Source organism: Shewanella sp. SP1S1-7 (genome assembly GCF_031932105.1).
Classification (GTDB): domain Bacteria; phylum Pseudomonadota; class Gammaproteobacteria; order Enterobacterales; family Shewanellaceae; genus Shewanella; species Shewanella baltica.
Genome location: NZ_JAUOEU010000014.1, coordinates 91,381 through 111,725, shown reverse-complemented (window position 1 = coordinate 111,725; position 20,345 = coordinate 91,381). Strand labels below are relative to the sequence as shown.

General features: G+C 46.4%; 22 protein-coding genes. 12 read left to right on the top strand and 10 right to left on the bottom strand.

The window, feature by feature from the left end; translation table 11 throughout:
• Nucleotides 1-510 carry a DUF4240 domain-containing protein gene (locus Q4Q49_RS12645; protein ID WP_006079993.1) on the top strand — a complete coding sequence of 170 codons (510 nt, stop codon included), beginning with the start codon at nucleotides 1-3 and terminating at the stop codon, nucleotides 508-510.
• A gap of 16 nt (nucleotides 511-526) precedes the next feature.
• Here the strand turns inward: Q4Q49_RS12645 and Q4Q49_RS12640 are convergent, their stop codons facing one another.
• On the bottom strand, nucleotides 527-838 hold the full coding sequence (locus tag Q4Q49_RS12640) for a hypothetical protein (RefSeq protein WP_311999495.1): 312 nt from the start codon (nucleotides 836-838) through the stop codon (nucleotides 527-529).
• A gap of 135 nt (nucleotides 839-973) precedes the next feature.
• Nucleotides 974-1,282, bottom strand: coding sequence for a hypothetical protein (locus tag Q4Q49_RS12635; RefSeq protein ID WP_012090285.1), 309 nt, complete (start codon nucleotides 1,280-1,282; stop codon nucleotides 974-976).
• Nucleotides 1,283-1,559: 277 nt separating this feature from the next.
• Here Q4Q49_RS12635 and Q4Q49_RS12630 point away from each other — a divergent pair, with 277 nt between their 5' ends.
• Nucleotides 1,560-2,084: a DUF3016 domain-containing protein gene (locus Q4Q49_RS12630; RefSeq protein WP_006084240.1), complete on the top strand. Its 525-nt coding sequence runs from the start codon at nucleotides 1,560-1,562 to the stop codon at nucleotides 2,082-2,084.
• A 31-nt stretch (nucleotides 2,085-2,115) separates the two neighbouring features.
• Here Q4Q49_RS12630 and Q4Q49_RS12625 read toward each other — a convergent pair whose 3' ends face one another.
• Entirely contained in the window at nucleotides 2,116-3,873 is a 1,758-nt protein-coding gene (locus Q4Q49_RS12625; protein WP_311999494.1) for a GGDEF domain-containing protein, read from the bottom strand.
• Between the two features lie 160 nt (nucleotides 3,874-4,033).
• The gene (locus tag Q4Q49_RS12620; RefSeq protein WP_006079998.1) at nucleotides 4,034-4,342 is read right to left on the bottom strand and encodes a hypothetical protein; all 309 of its coding nucleotides are present in this window, start codon (nucleotides 4,340-4,342) and stop codon (nucleotides 4,034-4,036) included.
• 48 nt (nucleotides 4,343-4,390) lie between these two features.
• Between Q4Q49_RS12620 and Q4Q49_RS12615 the strand changes: the two genes are divergently transcribed.
• Nucleotides 4,391-5,293: a TraB/GumN family protein gene (locus Q4Q49_RS12615; RefSeq protein ID WP_311999493.1), complete on the top strand. Its 903-nt coding sequence runs from the start codon at nucleotides 4,391-4,393 to the stop codon at nucleotides 5,291-5,293.
• Between the two features lie 34 nt (nucleotides 5,294-5,327).
• Here the strand turns inward: Q4Q49_RS12615 and Q4Q49_RS12610 are convergent, their stop codons facing one another.
• The gene (locus Q4Q49_RS12610) at nucleotides 5,328-6,101 is read right to left on the bottom strand and encodes a methyltransferase domain-containing protein (RefSeq protein ID WP_311999492.1); all 774 of its coding nucleotides are present in this window, start codon (nucleotides 6,099-6,101) and stop codon (nucleotides 5,328-5,330) included.
• 415 nt (nucleotides 6,102-6,516) lie between these two features.
• On the opposite strand from Q4Q49_RS12610, the gene Q4Q49_RS12605 reads away from it, so the two are divergent.
• On the top strand, nucleotides 6,517-7,347 hold the full coding sequence (locus Q4Q49_RS12605; RefSeq protein ID WP_106651707.1) for a MaoC/PaaZ C-terminal domain-containing protein: 831 nt from the start codon (nucleotides 6,517-6,519) through the stop codon (nucleotides 7,345-7,347).
• A gap of 80 nt (nucleotides 7,348-7,427) precedes the next feature.
• Here the strand turns inward: Q4Q49_RS12605 and Q4Q49_RS12600 are convergent, their stop codons facing one another.
• Nucleotides 7,428-8,318: an aldo/keto reductase gene (locus Q4Q49_RS12600; RefSeq protein WP_311999491.1), complete on the bottom strand. Its 891-nt coding sequence runs from the start codon at nucleotides 8,316-8,318 to the stop codon at nucleotides 7,428-7,430.
• 204 nt (nucleotides 8,319-8,522) lie between these two features.
• On the opposite strand from Q4Q49_RS12600, the gene Q4Q49_RS12595 reads away from it, so the two are divergent.
• Nucleotides 8,523-10,280: a formate--tetrahydrofolate ligase gene (locus tag Q4Q49_RS12595; protein ID WP_311999490.1), complete on the top strand. Its 1,758-nt coding sequence runs from the start codon at nucleotides 8,523-8,525 to the stop codon at nucleotides 10,278-10,280.
• A gap of 159 nt (nucleotides 10,281-10,439) precedes the next feature.
• Here Q4Q49_RS12595 and Q4Q49_RS12590 read toward each other — a convergent pair whose 3' ends face one another.
• Complete coding sequence (locus Q4Q49_RS12590) at nucleotides 10,440-12,089, bottom strand: mechanosensitive ion channel domain-containing protein (protein ID WP_311999489.1); 1,650 nt, start codon at nucleotides 12,087-12,089, stop codon at nucleotides 10,440-10,442.
• A gap of 245 nt (nucleotides 12,090-12,334) precedes the next feature.
• Between Q4Q49_RS12590 and Q4Q49_RS12585 the strand changes: the two genes are divergently transcribed.
• Entirely contained in the window at nucleotides 12,335-12,664 is a 330-nt protein-coding gene (locus Q4Q49_RS12585) for a hypothetical protein (RefSeq protein ID WP_006084232.1), read from the top strand.
• Nucleotides 12,665-12,784: 120 nt separating this feature from the next.
• On the opposite strand, the gene Q4Q49_RS12580 is transcribed toward Q4Q49_RS12585, so the two are convergent.
• A complete protein-coding gene (locus Q4Q49_RS12580; protein ID WP_086010635.1) occupies nucleotides 12,785-12,910 on the bottom strand; it encodes a hypothetical protein in 126 nt (41 codons plus the stop codon).
• A 290-nt stretch (nucleotides 12,911-13,200) separates the two neighbouring features.
• Between Q4Q49_RS12580 and Q4Q49_RS12575 the strand changes: the two genes are divergently transcribed.
• The 6 genes from Q4Q49_RS12575 to rraB all read left to right on the top strand — a co-directional run bounded on the left by Q4Q49_RS12575 (nucleotide 13,201) and on the right by rraB (nucleotide 17,811).
• The gene (locus tag Q4Q49_RS12575) at nucleotides 13,201-13,491 is read left to right on the top strand and encodes an ABC-type zinc uptake system zinc chaperone (protein ID WP_311999488.1); all 291 of its coding nucleotides are present in this window, start codon (nucleotides 13,201-13,203) and stop codon (nucleotides 13,489-13,491) included.
• A gap of 82 nt (nucleotides 13,492-13,573) precedes the next feature.
• The gene (locus tag Q4Q49_RS12570; RefSeq protein WP_107403566.1) at nucleotides 13,574-14,758 is read left to right on the top strand and encodes a hypothetical protein; all 1,185 of its coding nucleotides are present in this window, start codon (nucleotides 13,574-13,576) and stop codon (nucleotides 14,756-14,758) included.
• Nucleotides 14,742-15,650, top strand: a complete 909-nt coding sequence (locus tag Q4Q49_RS12565; protein WP_259520541.1) for a metal ABC transporter solute-binding protein, Zn/Mn family — start codon at nucleotides 14,742-14,744, stop codon at nucleotides 15,648-15,650. Before Q4Q49_RS12570 ends, Q4Q49_RS12565 begins: the two co-directional genes overlap by 17 nt.
• A 4-nt stretch (nucleotides 15,651-15,654) precedes the next feature.
• A complete protein-coding gene (locus Q4Q49_RS12560) occupies nucleotides 15,655-16,455 on the top strand; it encodes a metal ABC transporter permease (RefSeq protein ID WP_226058265.1) in 801 nt (266 codons plus the stop codon).
• A gap of 161 nt (nucleotides 16,456-16,616) precedes the next feature.
• The gene (locus tag Q4Q49_RS12555) at nucleotides 16,617-17,360 is read left to right on the top strand and encodes a 1-acylglycerol-3-phosphate O-acyltransferase (RefSeq protein ID WP_012090274.1); all 744 of its coding nucleotides are present in this window, start codon (nucleotides 16,617-16,619) and stop codon (nucleotides 17,358-17,360) included.
• A gap of 40 nt (nucleotides 17,361-17,400) precedes the next feature.
• Nucleotides 17,401-17,811, top strand: coding sequence for a ribonuclease E inhibitor RraB (rraB, locus tag Q4Q49_RS12550; RefSeq protein ID WP_012090273.1), 411 nt, complete (start codon nucleotides 17,401-17,403; stop codon nucleotides 17,809-17,811).
• An 80-nt stretch (nucleotides 17,812-17,891) separates the two neighbouring features.
• On the opposite strand, the gene Q4Q49_RS12545 is transcribed toward rraB, so the two are convergent.
• Nucleotides 17,892-18,878: a sensor domain-containing diguanylate cyclase gene (locus Q4Q49_RS12545; RefSeq protein ID WP_012090272.1), complete on the bottom strand. Its 987-nt coding sequence runs from the start codon at nucleotides 18,876-18,878 to the stop codon at nucleotides 17,892-17,894.
• Between the two features lie 18 nt (nucleotides 18,879-18,896).
• On the bottom strand, nucleotides 18,897-19,892 hold the full coding sequence (locus Q4Q49_RS12540; RefSeq protein WP_012090271.1) for a response regulator: 996 nt from the start codon (nucleotides 19,890-19,892) through the stop codon (nucleotides 18,897-18,899).
• Nucleotides 19,893-20,345 lie beyond the last annotated feature (453 nt).

The following is a 20,345-nucleotide window of genomic DNA, read 5'->3' as shown; positions in this document are numbered from 1 at the left end:
ATGACAGAAGTTGAGTTTTGGGGTTTAGTCACGCGAACGGAAGCGGCGCAATCACAGGAGTCTTTGACTCAAGCACTGAAGCAGAAACTCGCCGAACTGAGTAATGAAGAGTTAAAAGCCTTCGATAAAATCTTTGGTCAGCAGATGCGCCGGAGTTATTTGTGGTCGGTGTGGGGTGCGGCTTACATTATTACTGGCTGTGATTCTGAATATGCTTTTGCCGAATTCAGGTGTTTTTTGATTTCACTCGGCAAAGAAATCTACGATGGTGTAGTCAATCAGCCTGATACTTTAGCGCGTTTAGCCGCTTGGCCTGAGCGAGATGCCTATGCTTATCCCTTTGTGGATGAATACGATCTTATTGCTGGGCAATTATATGAAGATAGAACCGGTGATGAGCTGCCCTTTATGCCATCGGGCAAGGCGACGCCCGTAGGGAAGAAATTTAGCACTAAGCCCAAGGATTTAAAGCAACAATACCCTGAGCTCAGCGCCCGTTTTCCATTTTAATCTTGGTCATCGCTTATTAGCGTAAGCAGGCATTGGTTGTGACATCGAAGGTCATGCCGTATTTAGGGCAGATTTCATTCATAAACTCATGTTCTTGCACGGTTAATTGCTGAGTAAAATCTTGCTTAAGCTGCTCAGTCATTTGGGTTTCAGCCGCATGTTGCGTCTTAGCCAATTTGCTAAAATGAGCGTTAACTGCCTGTTGTTGGCTGATGGTCAATGGCGCCGCATGGCTTGAAAGACTTATGCAAGTTCCGATCGTTAGCAGGGCTAGTAAAGCGAATTTACGTGAGTAAGAATTTGATAAGTTTGCTGTTTTTAGATTCATAGGTAAGCTCCAAATTAAAAATTACGTTTAACACGTCAGTTCTAAATCGTGCATCCTTAGACGGTAAAGAAAACGAGTTGTGCTGTGAGGGGCTTAGCTTATTGTATAAATATTGAACCTATGCTGAACGGTTAGTTAGCGCTCATTTTTCATTTCTTTGCATTGAAAGCCTTGCTTGCGTGTATCGAACTGGCACATAGAACCACATTCCCAAGGTACATCGTCGTAGAATGCTGATTGTTCGCGTGCAAAATCGCGGCAGGTCTCATAGCTGTCAAAGTTATCGGTTTTTTTATACTTCCCCGAGTCATAGCCATGGTTATAGATAAAGGCTGACCATGTTTTAGGGCCGGTATTTTTATCACTCGGGGAGATAAACCAAATCGCACTAACTACGCAGGTAAACAGGATAAGAATGAACACAGGTACAACGGGGAATTTCATTTTTATTAAGTGAGCCATGTAAACAATAGCGGAAGGATAACGTTTTTTTTGTGGTTATGCGCGTAAAATGTTCACAAATTGATAACTATGCACTTACTTAGTGCAGTCTCGATACAAAAAGATACGTGTCAATTGTGGTTGTTCTATAAAATTTACTCATTTATACAAAAGCTTACATTGCGTTAGCTGTACTTATATCAGTTTTGCGTTAAGCTCTAGTTCAGGTTAGATTTTGTACTGTGGTTCCCAGAAAGTTATCTAGGCCTTGGAGGCAAATATGAAAATTAAGTCCCTTTTACTCGCAGGTGTATTAAGTTGCAGTGCGGCTTGGGCAGCCGACGAAGCGCCTGTGAATCCCGTCACTGAAGATGGCGTGGTTAAAATTGTTTGGCAAAGTCCTAAGGATTTTCGCGATATCAAATCATCTGGGGAAATCCAATCCCGCTATGAGAAGCGCTTATTTGAGACCTTAACAGAAAATATTAACAAAGAAGCCGCGAAGATTTTAAAACCAAATCAAAAGCTTGAAATGACCATTACCGATGTTGATCTGGCGGGTGATATGCGCCCAACCTTTGGTGCGACCGCTAATGATTTGCGGATTATTAAAGATATTTATCCACCGCGTATAACTTTTTCCTATCAAGTGTTAGAAAACGACAAAGTGATTATTGCGGGTGATGAAAAACTGTCGGATATGGGCTTTATGGATGGAATTAAATCTTTAACCGATAAACCTTTTATCTACGAAACCAAAATGTTGACTGATTGGTTAAAGAAGACGATTGCCCCACAACTTTAATCCTTCAATCGTTAAATTGGTCACCTAAGACTCAAGCACTGAGCGCTTGGGTTTCGATAGCAAGGTGATTTTCTAACAGGTAAAATCCGTTATTCGCGGATTTTGCCTGTTTTTTTGCCCGGGCACTTAAGGTCGACAGGCTATGTTCATTGGCGTTAAAGGTCAGTGCTGGTGGCAAGATACCCACGCACAGGCTGATCAATTGATGGTAGCAGGCTTCGCCTTGTCTATCGTCGGCGAGCATCTCTTGCGCTTGCCAATGCTCGGCGCTGTAAAACAAATGCTTATGGGTTTCAAAGTCCGCTAGAATTCGTTGGCAACGGCTGATCATATGTTCACAGGTGCTGATAATCACAAAGTCATCGCCGCCCACATGGCCGATAAAGCAATTGTCGCTTTTATACTTCAGTAACAGATTCGCCACTTCACAAATCACTTCATCGCCGCGACAAAAGCCATAAATATCGTTATAGGGCTTAAAGTTACACAAATCAAAATAGGCCAGATAAAAGTGTTTCTTTTGGATCTTAAGGCGTTTTAATTCCTCTTGAATGGGCACATTGCCCGGCAAGTCTGTCAGAGGATTCGCGTGGCGGGCCATCTTAATTCTGTGCTCTGTGATCCTTTGCAGTAAATCTTTGGTGTGGCCTATGCCGAGTAGTTTGCCACGGCGAAGGATAATGAACTGCTGAGCAACTGTATTGGCCGTCTCTGAGGTCAGCAATTGGCTCACTGTAGATAAGGGTTCGTTGGCTTCAATTTGGATAACCTGCGGGTCCATCACTTCACTTACGGCATGATTTTCATGCAAGGCACGACCATAGGGCGTACTGAAAAGCTCGAGTAAGGTTGCGCGGCTGATAATCCCCAGCGGTAACTGATTATCGACCACAACCACCGCCTGCAGTGCGGGTTGCGAGCTAAAGGTGTCACTTAAAAATTTGAGTTTGAGTGTGGGTGCAACTGTGATGGCATTTGTGCACAGGCTTTCGGCGGATTCGCTGTATCTAGGTTGAATTTGGGTATTGTTTGGCACTAAGGTCGCTTTCATTGCGCGGCAGGGGAGCACTTCTGGACGCCCTAGCAAATAGCCTTGGCAATAGACGATACCCAGTTGTTTGAGTACGGCTAATTCCTCTTGCGTTTCAATCCCTTCTGCTATCACTTTGCAGGTTAAGCTTTGGCATAACTCCACAATCGAGCGGACAAATTCCTGTTTGACGGGAGTCGAATCAATTTCATGGATAAAGTGGCGGTCAATTTTGACATAGTCAGGCGACAATTCTGACCAGAGCCTTAAACCGGAATAACCCGCGCCTAAGTCATCGATTGCCGTTAAAAAACCTTGGCTGCGATAATGATTCAAGCAAGATTTAAGTAAGTCGATATCATCGGCGGGATATTGCTCTGACAGCTCAATCACCACCTGCGATGGCGCTATGCCGAGTTGTTGCAACAGCTGTAAGGTCATGCCCTTGGGGTGCGCAGGGTCTAACAACGCCTTGGGCGAGATATTGATAAACAGCTTGCCTTGGAACTGACGCAGCTTAAATTGCTCGAGTGAAATGCGCCGACAAAGGGTTTCTAACTCGCTTAACTTGCCTTCATGCTCGGCGGTCTGAAATAGCGGCACTGGAGAGTATAACGGGCTGTGTTCAGGGCCGCGGCTCAAGGCTTCAAAACCGAGGATCTTATGTTCTAATATATTGAAAATTGGCTGAAATAAGGGACTGATTGCCGCTTTAGAAATTATTTTATCGAGCTCTTTAGCCAAATCTAAACTTGTCATTACGTCAGCCCCTTCGTCTATGTGAGCGGAGTCTATGACTTAGAAATGACAAAATGATGACAATTTTGAGGGAGCTTAACGTCAGTTATGCGGGGGTTTTGAGTGGATAGCAGATGAAAAGAGCTGAAGGCTACTGGCGAGTTTCAGCTCTTCATCTAGGTTAGCTTTGTGTCTTAAAAGCCTGCAGCGTTTGCAGTAAAGCACCGAGCTGGCGCACATAGGTTTCAAGTTCTTTAGGATCGAGTGCTTCATATTCTTCCATGCGAGTTAAGTCATCGACCAACTCTTGTACATAGGGCAGAAAACGATTACTCGAAGCGATAAAACCTTGTTCTGCCGTGAATATGCTGGTGAAGTTTCCATGGCCAGCTTTCTTTAGCTCATCTAACTTAGCGTCGGCGTCTATGGCTTGGCGATAGGCGATTTGAAGATTCTCTTTCAGTTGCTCTATAACCTTGGTATGTGGCATAACAGCGTCTCATTGCAAAATTTGCAGGAATTATAAGGGGCAAAGGATATGGCAACAAGCCAATGGCGATTAATTGCAGCAATCTGTTTTCTGGCGTTGACGGGTTGGAGCACCAAAGCGGTGAGTGCCGAAACCGATAAGCCGCCATTTTATCAAGTGCAATGGCAAGGAAAGAGCGCGTATCTACTGGGCTCGATTCATATTGGACGTGCCGATTTTTATCCATTACCCACCCAAATTGAAACCTCGCTGGGCAAAGCGAAGGGCTTAGTCGTGGAAGTCGATATGAATAAAGCCGATAGCAATGCCTTGCTGCGCCAATACGGCCGCGCCGATAAAACCAAAGGTTTAGATTGGCAGAGCCGAGATAAACAAACGGTTGAGAGCATGACGCCCTATTGCGCTGCCACGGCCAATGTTTGCCAGTCGATTCAATCCTTCGCGCCTTGGCTGCAAGCCACGCAACTTAACTTAATACGTTATAACAACTTAGGTTACAGCACGGATTATGGCGTTGATATGCAGTTGATTGCCCGCCATGCGGCTTTACCTGTGTATCAGTTAGAAACCGCCGAGTCGCAATTTCAGTTATTAGCGTCCTTTGATAGCCAAGCGCAGTGGTCTATGGTGCGTGAGGCGATTAGTACGTCGGATGCAGACCTTTTGTCGTTAATTGCGGCTTGGCGTTCGGGTAATGAAGCTGAGCTTGATAACATAATGCAGGAGCAAATGGGCGGCGAGGACGACACTGAAATGCTAGAGAAAATTCTCTGGCGGCGAAACCATGTGATGGCCGACGGCATTATAAAATTAATGGGCTCGACTGACGTGGCTTCACCATTATTTGTGGTGGTTGGTGCGGGTCATGTGGTGGGCGATAAGAGTGTGGTGCAATTGCTAGAACGAGCAGGCGCCAAAGTGAGCGCCTGCTGGAAACAGACTTGCCAGTAATTGTTTAGGTCGCTGCGCTTAGAGCGACGCGCATTTAACCTGCAGGACTCTGCCCTAAAAAGTGTACATATCGACCCAGCGAAATATAGGGCTCGCGTTGCGAATACTCGAGCTCCATTTGCAGCAGTTTTTGATAATCGAAATCCACTGGCTGACTTTTTTTCAAATAGTCGTGGATCACCCGCACGCCAGACTGACAGATGAGTGATATCTGCCACTCGCTAAACCAATCTTTAACCTCTTGAATATAAAGTGGGTGCGTGGGTGTTAGCCGCACTTTCTTTTTCACTTTTAAATCTGCGGCAACGTAATCGAAATTGCCCGACACTAAGGCATGAAAGCGCATGGCTTCTTTGTTGTAAAACATCAAAGAGAATAATCCCGCAGGTTTAAGCATAGTGAGTAGGCCCGCCATCGTGGGCTTAGCATCCGTTAACCATTCGACGACCGCATGGCACAATATGATATCGAAATAGCCATGTTGCTCGACCGACAGAGCTTGAATAGGCGCATGGATTAGCTGCATAGCTAATGGTTCAGGCGATGCATCTATCTGCTCTTGCGCTTGTGCCAACATCTCCGCCGAGATATCGCACAGCACCACTTCGTGGCCGAGGCGGGCTAATTTCTGGCTAAAGTAACCAAAACCACCGCCCGCATCTAATACCCTGAGTTTTCTATCCCCCAGTTTTACTAGCGCAGGTGCGAGGTCGCGCCACAGTACAGCGGCACGAATGTCGCCTTTAGGCGTACCATAAATATTTTTCGCAAATTTTTGCGCGAGCTTATCAAAATTCTTATCTTGCACGTGATAACTAGGTTAAAGAGAGTGGAACGATAGTGTGGCACAGACGTAAATTTTTCGCACTCAGGAGATGTTATCGCCGAGCCGAGATGGGTAAATTTGTATCATAATATTTTAATTCATTGATTTTATTTGTAGTAATTATTCCTACTAAACTTAGGGATACACAGAACTCTGTCCTCTGGGTTATAATCACGCCGTTTTCGACAAACCTGACTCTATAGCTATCCATTCGGTGAGTCAGCATCAGCCCTTATTAAGACGCAGCGCTGCCTGTTTTACACTCGTTATCAACTTGATTGAGCAGACGTTACTCGTCTGTGCGGGGTAATTTATGGCAATGCATTTATGTGCCAAGGGATAGTTAATTAAAAGGTACTCAGACTTGAATAATGCATATTGTGTTGAATTGAACGCGATGCCGTCGCTGTTTTCTCTTTATCGCAAGATCTTCTTTGGCCGTAAGCCGGGTTGGGATCAGCAACCGCTGCCCTATATAAAGGTGACTGCGCCGCATGTGACTGTGTCTGAAACTAAAGTAAGCCAATATGCGCAGGTGTGTGGTTTTCAATTTGACGGTAAAGTGCTGCCGCCAACCTATTTGTACGTGATGGCATTTCGTCTGCATGCGGTGATTTTTACCCACGATGGCATCACTTTCCCACTGCTTGGGATGATCCACCTAAAGAACCGCATTCAAGTATATCGCCCTGTGACGGTTGACGAGACTTTCTCCCTCGAGTGCGCCTTGACGACGAGCCGTGAGACGGATTCTGGCTTAGAATTTGAATTTGTGTCTAAGGCGTTTGTGGGTGAAGAACTCGTTTGGGAATCGCTTTCCACCTATTTATATCGTATCGATGTTGCTGGACGTCGGGTTCGTCCACCTAAAGCCATTGATATGGCGTGGGAAACGCCACAAAGCTGGAGTTTGAGTGAAGATTTAGGTCGTCGTTATGCTAAGGCATCTGGTGACTATAACTTGATCCACTTGCATCCTGTGCTCTCAAAGCGTTTTGGTTTTGATCGCGTGCTCGCCCATGGTATGTGGTCTAAGGCCCGTTGTTTGGCTGAGTTGATGCCAAGCATTGGCGATCGTCCATTTACTGTGGATGTCACCTTTAAACTGCCACTCTTGATGCCTGCCGATGTTGGATTTGGCTATGAGCAGAATGCTAATAATATGGTATTTGAGTTACGTGACAGCAAAGGTCGTCGCCCGCATTTAAGTGGCGATGTGCAGTTTTAAGTCGCATTCAATAATACATACAACAACGGCGCCTTCTGGCGCCGTTGTTGTTTATGGTTGTTGCGTTTGGGAGATAAAAATTAAGGTACGCTGTGACCCATAGATGCCTGCCAAATACTGAACCATTGCTGGCGATCGAGCTGGATCTCATTGGAGGCAACGGCGCGCTTTATCCGCTCGATATTGCCACTGCCGATAAGCGGCACGGGTCGGCTTGGTAGCATACGAACCCAGGCATAAATCACTTGGCTGATATCTTGGGCTCCCACTTGCTCGGCGATGAGCTTGAGGGTTTGATGCAAGCGAACTGCCTGTGGATTTGTGGTTTCAAAAATCTTTCCGCCCGCTAAGCACGACCAAGCCATAGGCCGAATACGACGTTGCTGACACAAATCGAGCGTACCGTCGTGTAGGGTGCTCATCGCTAGTGGTGAGAGTTCCACTTGATTAGTGACTAAAGGAGCATCCAAGCGCGATTGCAGCAAGGAAAACTGTGCATTGGTGAAGTTCGATACGCCAAAATGCTGCACTTTACCTGCTTGCTTGAGGATCTTAAATGCCTCGGCGACCGCATCAGCGTCCATCAGGGGATCGGGCCTGTGGATCAGCAGTAGATCTAAATAATCGGTATTGAGCTGCTTAAGGGAATGCTCGACGCTGGCAATAATATGCTCACAGGAGGTGTCGTAGTGATTAACGTAGCGCTCAGGGCGGCAGGCAAACGCGGGTTTAATGCCGCATTTACTGACAATTTGCATCTGTTGGCGCAGTGCAGGCTTTAAGGCTAATGCCTCGCCAAACAAGGTTTCGCATTGATATTGGCCATAAATATCAGCGTGATCCATAGTGGTCACGCTTAGTTCTAGGTATTGCTCAATCAGGCTAAGGCGCTGAATGGGCGTCATGTCCCAGCTTTCCATTCGCCAGAAACCAGCAACAAATTCAGAAAAAGTAAAATGGGACTCGCTCATGCTGTTCCTCTTTGGGACTGTGTGCGTTGGATTTATAGGGCGCAGGGCAAAATATTTGATGCAGATTAAGGAATCGCTCATTAACCCTTTCGATGGCTATATATCTTAAAGCCAATCACCTAATATCCGCCCTATTCAATGAGTGTTGTGCTTAGCAACCCCTCATACTAAACCAAAGCGTATCTGAAAGGGAGAAATCGACGCATGCTGACAGATATGGATATTTCGAGTCGCGCAAGCCTTAAAAACATCACCGAAATTGGCGCCGACTTAGGCCTGTTACCCGAAGAGATGATGCTATTTGGTCACACTAAAGCCAAGGTTGAGCTCAGTGTGTTGCAGCGTTTAGCGGGGCAGCGCAAAGGCAAATTGATTATCGTCACCGCAGTTACGCCCACGCCCCACGGCGAAGGTAAAACGGTGACGAGCATTGGCTTAACGCAATCGTTAAATGTCATAGGCCAAAAGGCCTGTGCTTGTATTCGCCAGCCCAGTATGGGACCTGTGTTTGGGATAAAAGGCGGTGCTGCGGGTGGCGGTTATGCGCAAGTGGTGCCCATGCAGGAGATGAACTTACATCTCACGGGTGACATTCATGCCGTCAGCAGTGCCCACAATTTAGGGGCCGCGGCGATTGCGGCGCGGCTATTCCACGAGGCGCGCTTAGGTAAAACAGAATTTGAAGCGCAATCTGGACAAGCGTTTTTGGCTATCGATCCCAACGAGATCCGCTGGCACCGAGTGGTCGATCATAATGATCGCTGCCTTAGGCAAATCCAGGTGGGCTTAGGCGACAATAACGGCCCAGAGTACGGATCTAGCTTTGATATTACCGCCGCCTCTGAGTTGATGGCGATTTTAGCTTTAAGTCATGATTTGGCGGATATGCGGGTGCGGATTGGTCGTTTAGTGTTGGCCTTAAATACCCAAGGGCAAGTGATTACCGCCGACGATTTAGGTGTGGCTGGCGCGATGACGGCCATCATGGCCGATGCGATAAAGCCGACGTTAATGCAGACCTTAAATGGCTCGCCTTGCCTGATCCATTCAGGGCCCTTTGCCAATATTGCCCACGGTAACTCGTCAATTATTGCCGATGATATCGCCCTCAGGCTGGCGGACTTTGTGGTGACTGAAGGCGGTTTCGGCTCGGATATGGGCTTTGAAAAGTTCTGTAATATCAAAGTACGTCAATCGGGGCAGGCGCCAGCCGCCGCTGTGTTGGTGACGACTGTAAAAGCGCTGAAGGCCAATAGTGGCTTGGCATCTGAGGCGGATAGCAATGTATCAAATATCCATGTGCCAAACATAAGCGCGACAAACAGCAATGCCCCTGATCAGTCTCGACTCGAAGCGGGCTTTGCAAATTTAAACTGGCATATCAACAATGTGGCGCGTTATGGCGTTCCTGTGGTGGTGGCTATTAATCGTTTCGCCACTGATTCTGATGCTGAGTTGCAATGGCTAACGGAAGCCGTCAATGCGAGTGCTGCCTTTGGTTGTGAAATTAGCGATGCCTTCAGCCAAGGGGAAGCGGGCGCTATCGCCTTAGCGCAAACTGTGGTTCGCGCCGCTGAAACTAAGAGTCAGTTCAAGCTGTTATATCCAGATGAAGCCTCATTGGAGGCTAAGTTATCCACCTTAGCCGAAGTAGGCTACGGCGCTAAAGGCGTGAGTCTGTCTATCGAGACGAAACAACAGGCGCAGCAACTGACCGCGCTTGGCTATGGACATTTGCCTTTGTGTATGGCTAAAACGCCGTTATCCATTAGCCACGATCCTAGCTTAAAGGGTGTTCCTAAGGATTTTGTGGTGCCAGTGCGAGAGTTAGTGTTACATGCGGGGGCGGGATTCATTACCGCCTTAGTGGGTAATGTGATGACTATGCCAGGACTTGGGCTGAAACCAGGATACTTGAAAATCGATATTGATGCCAAAGGCGAGATAGTCGGTTTGGGCTAACGTTTAGATTCAATACAAACGTTTAGAGTAAAGCGAACGCTTAGATACAAAACTAACTGTGCTGAGATAGAAAAGGGCGAGCTGACAGCTACGCCCTTTGACTCAGTTAACGTGCTAATACTGTTTTAGTGCTAACGCTTTAGCGCTGTTTTAAAACGGTTATTTCGTGGTTTGATAGATATGCACATCGCGCTGCGGGAACGGAATGCTGATCCCTTCGGCGTCAAAGCGCATTTTCACTTCACGGGTAATGTCCCAATACACTTCCCAGTAATCTTCCGGTTTTGCCCATGGGCGCACGATAAAGTCCACCGAAGATTCTCCTAGCAGATGCAGTTTAATCGTCGGCTCTGGCAATGGCTGTACTTTAGGATGGGCCTCGACGATGGATTTGAGAATCGCTTCAGCATGTTCTATGTTGTCGCTGTAACCAATACCAAATGTCATATCCACCCGGCGTTGGTGCTCGACCGTGATGTTGTTAATAGTGTCGCCCCAAATCTTATTATTAGGAATAATAAGACGTTGGTTATCCATGGTTTTTATCGTGGTCGAGACCAAACTCATGTGGCTCACTCGACCTGTGACGCCAGCGGCGTTGATCAAGTCTCCCACATCGTAGGGACGATAAATTAAGATCATCATCCCAGAGGCAAAGTTCGACAGGGTATCTTGCAAGGCAAAACCAATAATCACACCCGCGATACCAAAGCCTGCGAGCAACGGCCCAAGTTCAATCCCAAGTTGAGATAGGGCGATCAAGAGTCCGATAGTAAAGACGGCTTTGCCTGATAGCGAAGTAAAGAAGTCTTGTAATAACTTGCTCAAATTCAATTTAGAATTGCTAACAGTATTCTTCACTATCTGTTTGGCTAACTTGCCGGCGAGACCCGCGATAAATAAGATCAAGCAGAATACAAATAACTTAAACACGACCGTAGGGCCATGATTTAGCGCTTGTTCCTGCGCCGTGTTCAGCCATTGCTCGATTAAGCTTGAGGCTACATCAAAGCTCAACACATCCTGAGTAATATCGCCTGACACACTGAACAAGGTCTTTTTCAGTGCGGCAGTATCTTGGCCTAAAGCATCGAGTAAGTTGATATCGATATTTAAGCTTTGGCTATTTTGGGCTAAGCGTTCCTTTAGCATCATCACGTGGCTGGTTTGCGCCGACGTAACGTCTTTACCTGCACTAGTTGCGGTATCGACTGCGGCTTGCAGTTGCTGCTGAGTGTAAGTCACTAAACTTTCGAGCATATCTGCACGCGCAATTAAAATTTGCAGCAGTGACTTTTGCGCTTCACTAATATCTTGGCCAACTTGTTCGAGCCAATTGAGTGTCTCGAGTTGTTGTTTGTAATAGGTGTCTTTGTCTAATTCGCGCTTAGCGATATCGAGCAGAATCGCATCATCTTTACCTGAGCCTAATTGCTGCTCTAATTTATCAATGTTGTCATCGATATAGCTATCAATCTGTTGGATGTAGTTCAATTGCCCTTGGATCAATGGCTGCAGAAAAGCACTGTCGATCGGTGTTGCTTCGAGCAGATCTTTAATCTTATTACGTAACTGTAAGGTTTTGTTTTGAATGCGATATTCGACAATCGTCTTCAACTCACCTTTTGCATGTTTTAGTTTATGGATATCGGTATCGATAGCCTGTTGCAACATAGCCAGTTCAGCTTTGACCGCCACAGGTGTGGTTGATGTGTTATCGGTTACCGCGACAGGTTCGGCTTGCGCTGGGGATGAGAGACTCAATAATGGGATAAACAGGGCAAACACTAGAGCGAGGTAGCGATGCATAGGTGTGATCTTAAATAGAAATATGTTTGAGTATGATAGTGGCTGCCGGATTGACTGTAAAACGTCGTCGAGTGAAATTTGCTTCGGAGCTAAGGTTTTTTGCCGCAGGGGTTTACTTGGTTTGCTTTAGGGCTCTTGGTTTTATCCGCATTTTCGACAAGATTAGCCTTTTATCAGCATTTGCAGGCCGTACTCTGGCAGGGATCTGGTAAACTTGCGCATCGCTATTTAGGAATCGTGTTTTCATGTTGTGTTCCCATTGTAATCAGTACATCAAGGTCAGTGATATCACCCAGCAAAGAGGCAAAGGTTTTGACGCCCAAGTGCGTTGTCCTCACTGCACCGCTTGGTTAGGCCGTAGCCCAACATTGGCTAAGCTTAAGTTATTAGGCTTTTATTTGAGTGTGTTTACGGCGGGATACAGTTATTTTGATGCCTCAGTGCGGCACTTTGCGATCCCTGTGATGATTTTTTCGCTGATGTTGTTGTTCGTGAGTCACTTTATGGACCAAGTGATCACCATTGAAGCGCCGGAACCCGTCGATGATAGTGACCAAAGACAGAAGTACCGATAACAAAGCAATAAGACAATCTGCTGAGGCAGAAATGATTCGAGCGCCTTTAGCGGGCGCTCAAGGTATAGCGAAGAAGGAGTTTACCCAGGCGAATTACCGCCACAGAGTGTGACTCTAGGTTTACTGAACGACTTGTTCTTGGGCCGCTAAGGAATGCTCAACGTAATAAATTCCACCAAATATCACCACGCTGAAAATCACTATCCCTAAGATAAGCCCTAAGTTTTCACGAAAAAATGCTAGCATGAGAGTTGCCTTTTGGTGGTTGAAAACGGACGCCATATCGAGCTCAATTTCGCCGTTGTGCTCGCTGACATAAAAACTAAATACACTATAGTTACACTCACTTAAGCTAATCTTAAATGCACTCTTTTACCAGCACTCCCGTAAGGTTTTGCCGTTATAGATGCGGCAAATTGCCGCTAAGATTACCCACTTCAAATATCTTGTAACCTTTTGCAAAGTAATTACCTTATTGCAACTTGCTATGGCCCTGACATAGACTTATGCAACTTTTTAACTATGGGGACGACTGAGTGAGACTTAAACGTCACATTAGACGCACGATTTCGATATGGCTTTCGGCCATCTTGATATTGCTGTCTTTTGCCGCCTCAGCCCATAGTGTGACCCATCTTGACGATGGGGCTAAGACCCACTGTACCCTGTGCTTCCATCAGCACCAGCTCAACAAGATTTTATTGACCCAACCGCTGACGTTCAATTTAGGCGTGCAGCATTTCGATGTGGTCGAATTTATTTTACCCCCCTCCATTTCTAAACACGTCAGTGTTTATCGCAGTCGTGCACCTCCTGCTACGCTCTAAATCAACTCAAACATTTTAACTTATTGTATTTCTTGATGACTTTATATTAGTCGTCGAGTGCTAGTTGTATTTTGGAGATATCATGACTGTTTTAAATACCCGAATTTCTTTGGTGGCTTTGGCGTGTGCGTTTGTTTCGCCTAGCCTATTGGCTGAAGATTCGAGCCTCACTAACCCAGCGATCAGCGCCGTATTAAATGGTTACTATCAAACGGGTGAGCGTCCATTAGCCGAGAGCCCGGATGGCTTTGGTTTAGGTGAGACTGAGCTGGCCCTGAGCGCCAATATCGATGATATGTTTTACGGTAAAGTCACAGCTGTGGTTGAGATGCATGACGGTGACACTGAGCTGAATCTTGAAGAAGCCTTCATTCAAACCATGGCGATGCCAGCGGGCTTTTCTATCCGCGGTGGTCGTTTCCTATCGGACATTGGTTACCTCAATAACCAACATTTACACACAGATTCTTTCACCGACCGTCCAGTGGTTTACCGTGCATTCTTAGGCGGCCATTATTTTGATGATGGTATACGTTTCAACTACGTAGCGCCGACTGACTTGTATTGGACTATGGGCGTTGAAGCCTTTAAGGGCGACAGTTTACGTGCCGCTGATGAGCATGGTGAGCGTGAGTTTAAGAAGGTCGGCGTTTATACCTTGTACTCAAAAATCGGTGGCGACATCGGCGATAACAGTTCATGGCAAGCGGGTTTAAGTTACCTGCGTAACGAGAATGGCCAAGTGACCGCCCATGAAGAAGGCGAACATGAAGATGAGCATGCCCATGGTGATGAGCACGCAGGCCATAGCCACGCCGCATCTTACACAGGTAAAAATACCTATGGTGCTGATTTTGTTTATAAGTGGGCGCCTAACGGTAACTACAAATATCAAAATCTTACTGTGAGCGGCGAGTATTATCGGGTGAGCGATTTTACCCCTGTCGATCTACATCCTGAGGATGCGCCAAGCCAAGATTACCACCAAGGTTGGTATCTGAGCAGTGTGTACCAATTCACGCCGAGCTGGTCAGCGGGTGTGCGTTATGGTGAAGCGGATACGCAAGAGCTCCATGGCGATCATTTCCATGGGCAGAAGTTGAAAGAATCTGAGGTGAGTTTGGCTTGGCATTCTAGCCATTTCTCGACGGTTCGTTTCCAGTATACCAATCAAAAGGGTACTAACTTCGACGGAATTGAAGACGATAATATCTTCACTATTCAATACATTATGTCTCTGGGGGCTCACGGTGCGCATCAATTCTAATTTAGCTAAATTGGCCGCAGTGGCCTTATCTATCACTTATGCCGGTTTGGCTCACGCCGAACTGAACGTGTTTGCCTGTGAACCTGAATATGCAGCATTAGCGAAGGAGCTGGCTCCTACGGCGAGCATCTATTCGGCAACAACAGCATTGCAGGACCCGCATCAAGTGCAGGCGCGTCCGAGTTTGATCGCCAAAATGCGTCAGGCGGATCTTGTGGTCTGCGCTGGTGCCGATCTTGAAGTGGGTTGGTTGCCTATGCTGCAAATGAAGTCGGCAAACGCGAATGTGCGCTCGACCGATCAAGGCTTATTTTTCGCCGCCGATCAAATCGAGACCTTAGATAAGCTGGCCAGTGTCAATCGCAGCATGGGTGATGTGCATGCCCAAGGCAATCCACATATTCATTTCGACCCGACGCGTCTGTTAAAAGTCGCCACGGCACTGAGTGCTAAGCTGACTCAGTTAGATCCTGCTGGCGCGGCCGATTATCAAAAGTCACTGGCAGATTTTACCACTCGCTGGCAAGCCGCAGTCCCGCGTTGGGAAGAGCAAGCTAAGGGATTACAAGGTAAAAAAGTGATCGCTTACCACTCAAGCTTCAGATACTTATTCAACTGGATTGGTATCGAGCAAGTGGCGGATTTAGAGCCTAAACCGGGTTTAGCTCCGACTAGCGGCCACTTAGCGAGTCTGCTGACGCGCGCCGAACAAGGGGATATTCTGGCGGTGGTCGTGGCCTCTTATCAGGACGAGCGCGGTGCAAAATGGCTGGGTGAAAAAGCGAACTTGCCCGTGGTGATGTTGCCTATGTCTGTGGGTGGCAATGATAAGAGCCAAGATTTATTTAGCCTTTATGACAGCGTGATTTCCCTCTTAAATGGAGTGAAATAAACCTATGTTTGATCTTGAACTGATGTCGATTCTGTTGCCTGCATTGGCAGCGGGGATCTTAGTGTTGTCGACGCATATTGTACTTGGAAGACAAGTACTTAAGCGTGGCATCATCTTTATCGATTTAGCGATAGCGCAAGTTGCCGCCTTAGGCGCGATTGTCGCTCACATGGACCACAGATTAGAAGACATGCCGTTTGCTAATGTGTGGATGCCAGCGCTGTTTGCCCTCGCGGGCGCAGGGTTTATCGCTTGGTTATCTAAGCGAATGGCGGGTGAGTTGGAGGCAATGATCGGCTGCTTTTATGTGTTGTCTGCGGTAGCGGCTATGTTGCTGCTGGCGAACGACCCACACGGCGCCGAGCTGTTAAAGCAATTGATGTCAGGTCAGATCCTGTGGGTGAGTTGGTCACAACTGATTTTGCCGGCAGTAGTGTATTCACTGGTGTTATTGGCGATATTCCTGCGTCCCCAGATTTTGGATGGTGCAGGGTTCTATCTGCTATTTGCGCTGGTCATTACCTTGTCGGTTGAATTAGTGGGCGTTTATCTGGTGTTCAGTACCTTGATATTGCCCGCTTTAGCACTTAACAAGTACCGCGGTAAAGGTCGGTTATTTTACGCTTACCTCGTCGGTTTGTTGGGTTATGTTCTAGGATTAGTCCTGTCGGCGACGTTAGATCTACCCAGCGGTGCGGCGATAGTCGCGACTTTGGCCGTGAGCGCCTTAGTCATCCGTTTTGTGTTAGCTAAAGTTGCGCCTCAGGCAACGGGATCTGAAATCCTGCCAAAGCACCACGCTTAGATAAATATTGATATAAAAGCCCATAGATACACTGGATTTTCAGTATATCGATGGGCTTTTTTGCTTGCTTGTTAGCAAGTCAGCTTACAGATGTAAACAATATATTGAGTCCCAAAGCCATGGTGGATATACTGTCGCCACTTTTATAGTCGGAGTAAATCGTGCTTTTAATCGTCAGATCAATGCTGTTGGCGGTGTCATTGTTGCTTGCCTTTATTTTTGGTGGCTTAGTGTGTTTATTAAGACCTCGGCACCGCGACAATGTACATATGTTCGCCAAGATCTTCTCATCGGTAGCTCCGATCCTTGGGATCAAAGTGATTGTACGTCGACATAAAGATGTGCAGGATGGCCCCTATATTTTCCTCGCAAATCATCAGAATAACTTCGATCTTTTCACTCACACGACTGCGGTACCTAAAGGGACTGTGAGTTTGGGTAAGAAGAGTTTGGCGTGGATGCCATTATTTGGTCAAATCTATTGGTTGTCAGGGAATATTCTGATCGACCGCAAAAACCGTCATAGTGCCTTTGATACTATGGCGAAAACCGTGGAAAAAATTAAACAGAAGAATTTGTCTGTGTGGATTTTCCCTGAAGGTACACGTTCACGTGGTCGCGGTTTGTTACCTTTTAAAGCGGGCGCTTTCCATACGGCGATTGCGGCGGGAGTGCCTGTTGTGCCGGTATTGGCCTCGTGCCAAAGCCACATTAAGCTCAATCGCTGGAATAACGGTGTAGTCATTATCGATATGATGGCACCTGTGCCGACAGCAGGCTTAGATAAAGCCGATGTGAAAAACTTCTCTGCGCAAATTCATGCCAGCATGTCGGCGAGATTTGCTGAGATAAATCAAGAGGCGGCAGCACTTATGGGTAAAACTCTCGCGAGTGATGACGTATAATGCCAATTTGAGCCAGATTTACCTTAACGGAGACAAATCCATGTCTATTGAAAGTCAGTTAAAAGCCCAACTTGCAGAGAATCGTGACATAGTGCAAGCCCTGCTTGACGATGGCTCAGAGCCTGATGCGGAATATGTTATTGAGCATCACTTTTCATCGACCAATTTCGATCGTCTCGAAAAAGCCGCAGTAGATGCCTTTAAATTAGGTTTTGAGGTAAACGACGCTGAAGAAATGGAATTGGAAGATGGTTCAATTATTTTCTGTTTCGATGCTGTCGCGCACCACAAGCTAGATGTTGAATTACTGGATAAAGCCGCAGAACAACTGCTGCAATTAGCGGTAAAACAGAAAGTGGAATATGACGGTTGGGGCACCTATTTTGTCGGTGATGAAATGGATGACGAAGAAGATGAAGACGACGAAGAAGATGATGGTTTCCCTCATTAATTCGCGCGTGAATATCTAATCTATATCCGCTTTAAATAAAAATGCCCATCATAGATGGGCATTTTTATTAGGTAGATATTTTAAGTTTGGCTGATTTTTTTCGCAGATGTACTGGTATGCAGAACGCTGCAATTACGGCCTTTTTGCTTGGCTTCGTACAGCGCTTTATCGGAGCAAGAAATCCAGCTTGAGCTGCTGGTGATGTGGGAACCAATTTCGCATACACCTAAACTCACAGTCACAGAGATCTTCAAGCTTTCATACACTATGACGGATGCGGCGATTTTTTCCCTGAGCCGCTCGGTAAAATTCATCGCATCTGCGCCGCTGGTTTTGGGCAATACAACCGCAAATTCTTCACCGCCATAACGTCCGGCACAATCGGTCTCACGCAGGGATTGGCTGAGTAAGTGGGCGATATGCTGGATCACTTTATCACCCGCCAGATGACCATAGCTGTCGTTGATATGTTTAAAGTTATCGATATCTATCATCACTAAACTTGCCATGCCTGAGTAGCGGGCATACATGTCGTACTCATGGTCTAAACATTCTTGCCAATGACGACGGTTATGCAACTGAGTCAAACCATCGGTTTGGCTTAGGCGCTCGAGTTGCTCGTTCGCGGCTTTAAGTTGTAACTTGTTGATGGCAATATCAGTCACATCATAAATAATCACGCTGATATGGGTCACTTGCCCTGTAAGCGATGCCAGTGGCAACAAGGTCACGTTTTGGTACATGTAGTCTGCACGGCCTGTGATCGGGCGGTAGTTTTTAAATTGGAAAACGTATGGCCTTTGTTCCCAGCTGATAAAGGCACGGTTTTTAAGCATGAAAACCGATTCCATTTTCTGCTTTAACCAAGTGGCGGGCAGATCGGGGAAGCGGGTAAACAGGTTTTGACCTTTGATCGAATTAGGGGAAACACCGCTGTGATTCTCCATAAAACCGTTCCACAGCTGGATATTGTAATGGCGATCTAATACCACTAATCCCACCTCTATGGTTTGCACCATATCGATGAGCCAGTGTAGTTCGTTCATTGCGCTTTGGTCGTTTGACATAGGATAAAATCCAACTGGTTAATCGAGTAAATAGCCGAGTTTAAAACTAAGCGTGGGGATAGAATCCTCGGTGAAGAGCAGTAACAAATCGCATTGAATATTATGATCTTCAATCCGATAGTTGATCTCCATAGCCAAAGTTCGCTGCCATTTCTCTGAATTATCATGGATCAGATCGTTAACCGTGCAGTGCCGTCCTAGCACGACAGGGTGAGCCTGACTAAATTTCATGTCGAGCTGTTCAGAAATGCCGTTAAGGAAGGCGCCGATTAACACGTTTCCGGTATCGATCAGGACTTCTATCTCAGTATTTTTATCTTCAGGATTGGCTAATCCCATCAGCTTGGCCATGTCCTTAAAGCTGGAGTCATGGAACAAGAGCAGGGCTTCACCCGCAATCCCCGCCCCAATAAAACCTTGGCAAAGTGCCGATACGGTCGAGCTTTCTTCCGTGGCTTTGAGTGCCATGGTTAACTCACTCACCTCAAGCACGTTCACATTTGGGATGGGCAGTAACACGAATACATCGAGTAACTTAGCTAACAGATCGGCGGCGCGGCCCATAGCGACGTTGGCTATTTCTTGGCAAGCGTCACGCATGTCGACTTTGATCATCGGGACTTCGTCGGCGATATCTTTCTGCGTCAGGGTTAAGATGCCGTAATCTTGCAAAATGTTACTGATGGCATCGGCACTGACGGGTTTTTGAATAAAATCTAATGCGCCTAAGGCTTTGACTCGCTCGTGAGCTTTGATTTGAATGTCGCCAGAGACCACAATGATCAGCGCGGGGAGATCCTGCTGCTGCACGGTTTGCAGTACTTCATAACCGTCCATCACTGGCATGTTGAGATCGAGAAACACCACTTCGCCCTTTCCAGCGCGGATAGCATCAAGGCCTTCGGCACCATTGGTCGCATAAGTAATTTCCACATCCCACTCTTTTGGGAGCGTGCGGGCCATTTGCTTACGTGCCATGGCGGAATCGTCACAGATGAGTACAGATATTGACATGCTGACTAGTGATCCTTATTTGCCCATTAATTGAAGATAACACTTATTTTTCAGGTCCGACTGACGAATTGCATTCTTCGGGCAAGTCTGATTTATATCTTCTAGATGTAACTTATAGATATTATTGATTAATTTATTTTTTTCGCTGACATTAAAATTTGGCTCATTATTGAATCACATGATGCAAAATTTTAAATCGAGCTGGCTAATTTTTAGCAAATAACAAGGATGTAACGAATAAAAAGGACGACTGAGTCCATCTGTTTGCGGCGTTATCCTTAGCGGCAAGTACAGTGTTATATAAGCGTCGATGTTGGCGGCGAGGTAACTTCATTGCCGAGTTCGATAAGTCTATCTCATCGAAAGATACATTAGGATTACCGCACGTATTGGCGACAGCCTAACATAAGTTGCCTTCAGTCCATGTTTGAATTGGCAATATTTTGACTCAAG

Bases quoted from the DNA above. Each gene is read 5' to 3' on its own strand.
- Q4Q49_RS12615 (WP_311999493.1), top strand. From the start codon at position 4,391: ATGGCAACAAGCCAATGGCGATTAATTGCAGCAATCTGTTTTCTGGCG.
- rraB (WP_012090273.1), top strand. From the start codon at position 17,401: ATGTCTATTGAAAGTCAGTTAAAAGCCCAACTTGCAGAGAATCGTGAC.
- Q4Q49_RS12570 (WP_107403566.1), top strand. From the start codon at position 13,574: ATGACTGTTTTAAATACCCGAATTTCTTTGGTGGCTTTGGCGTGTGCG.
- Q4Q49_RS12580 (WP_086010635.1), bottom strand. From the start codon at position 12,910: ATGCTAGCATTTTTTCGTGAAAACTTAGGGCTTATCTTAGGGATAGTG.
- Q4Q49_RS12625 (WP_311999494.1), bottom strand. From the start codon at position 3,873: ATGACAAGTTTAGATTTGGCTAAAGAGCTCGATAAAATAATTTCTAAA.
- Q4Q49_RS12590 (WP_311999489.1), bottom strand. From the start codon at position 12,089: ATGCATCGCTACCTCGCTCTAGTGTTTGCCCTGTTTATCCCATTATTG.
- Q4Q49_RS12540 (WP_012090271.1), bottom strand. From the start codon at position 19,892: ATGTCAATATCTGTACTCATCTGTGACGATTCCGCCATGGCACGTAAG.
- Q4Q49_RS12585 (WP_006084232.1), top strand. From the start codon at position 12,335: ATGTTGTGTTCCCATTGTAATCAGTACATCAAGGTCAGTGATATCACC.
- Q4Q49_RS12595 (WP_311999490.1), top strand. From the start codon at position 8,523: ATGCTGACAGATATGGATATTTCGAGTCGCGCAAGCCTTAAAAACATC.
- Q4Q49_RS12635 (WP_012090285.1), bottom strand. From the start codon at position 1,282: ATGAAATTCCCCGTTGTACCTGTGTTCATTCTTATCCTGTTTACCTGC.
- Q4Q49_RS12600 (WP_311999491.1), bottom strand. From the start codon at position 8,318: ATGAGCGAGTCCCATTTTACTTTTTCTGAATTTGTTGCTGGTTTCTGG.
- Q4Q49_RS12605 (WP_106651707.1), top strand. From the start codon at position 6,517: ATGCCGTCGCTGTTTTCTCTTTATCGCAAGATCTTCTTTGGCCGTAAG.
- Q4Q49_RS12630 (WP_006084240.1), top strand. From the start codon at position 1,560: ATGAAAATTAAGTCCCTTTTACTCGCAGGTGTATTAAGTTGCAGTGCG.
- Q4Q49_RS12640 (WP_311999495.1), bottom strand. From the start codon at position 838: ATGAATCTAAAAACAGCAAACTTATCAAATTCTTACTCACGTAAATTC.
- Q4Q49_RS12620 (WP_006079998.1), bottom strand. From the start codon at position 4,342: ATGCCACATACCAAGGTTATAGAGCAACTGAAAGAGAATCTTCAAATC.
- Q4Q49_RS12560 (WP_226058265.1), top strand. From the start codon at position 15,655: ATGTTTGATCTTGAACTGATGTCGATTCTGTTGCCTGCATTGGCAGCG.
- Q4Q49_RS12645 (WP_006079993.1), top strand. From the start codon at position 1: ATGACAGAAGTTGAGTTTTGGGGTTTAGTCACGCGAACGGAAGCGGCG.
- Q4Q49_RS12545 (WP_012090272.1), bottom strand. From the start codon at position 18,878: ATGTCAAACGACCAAAGCGCAATGAACGAACTACACTGGCTCATCGAT.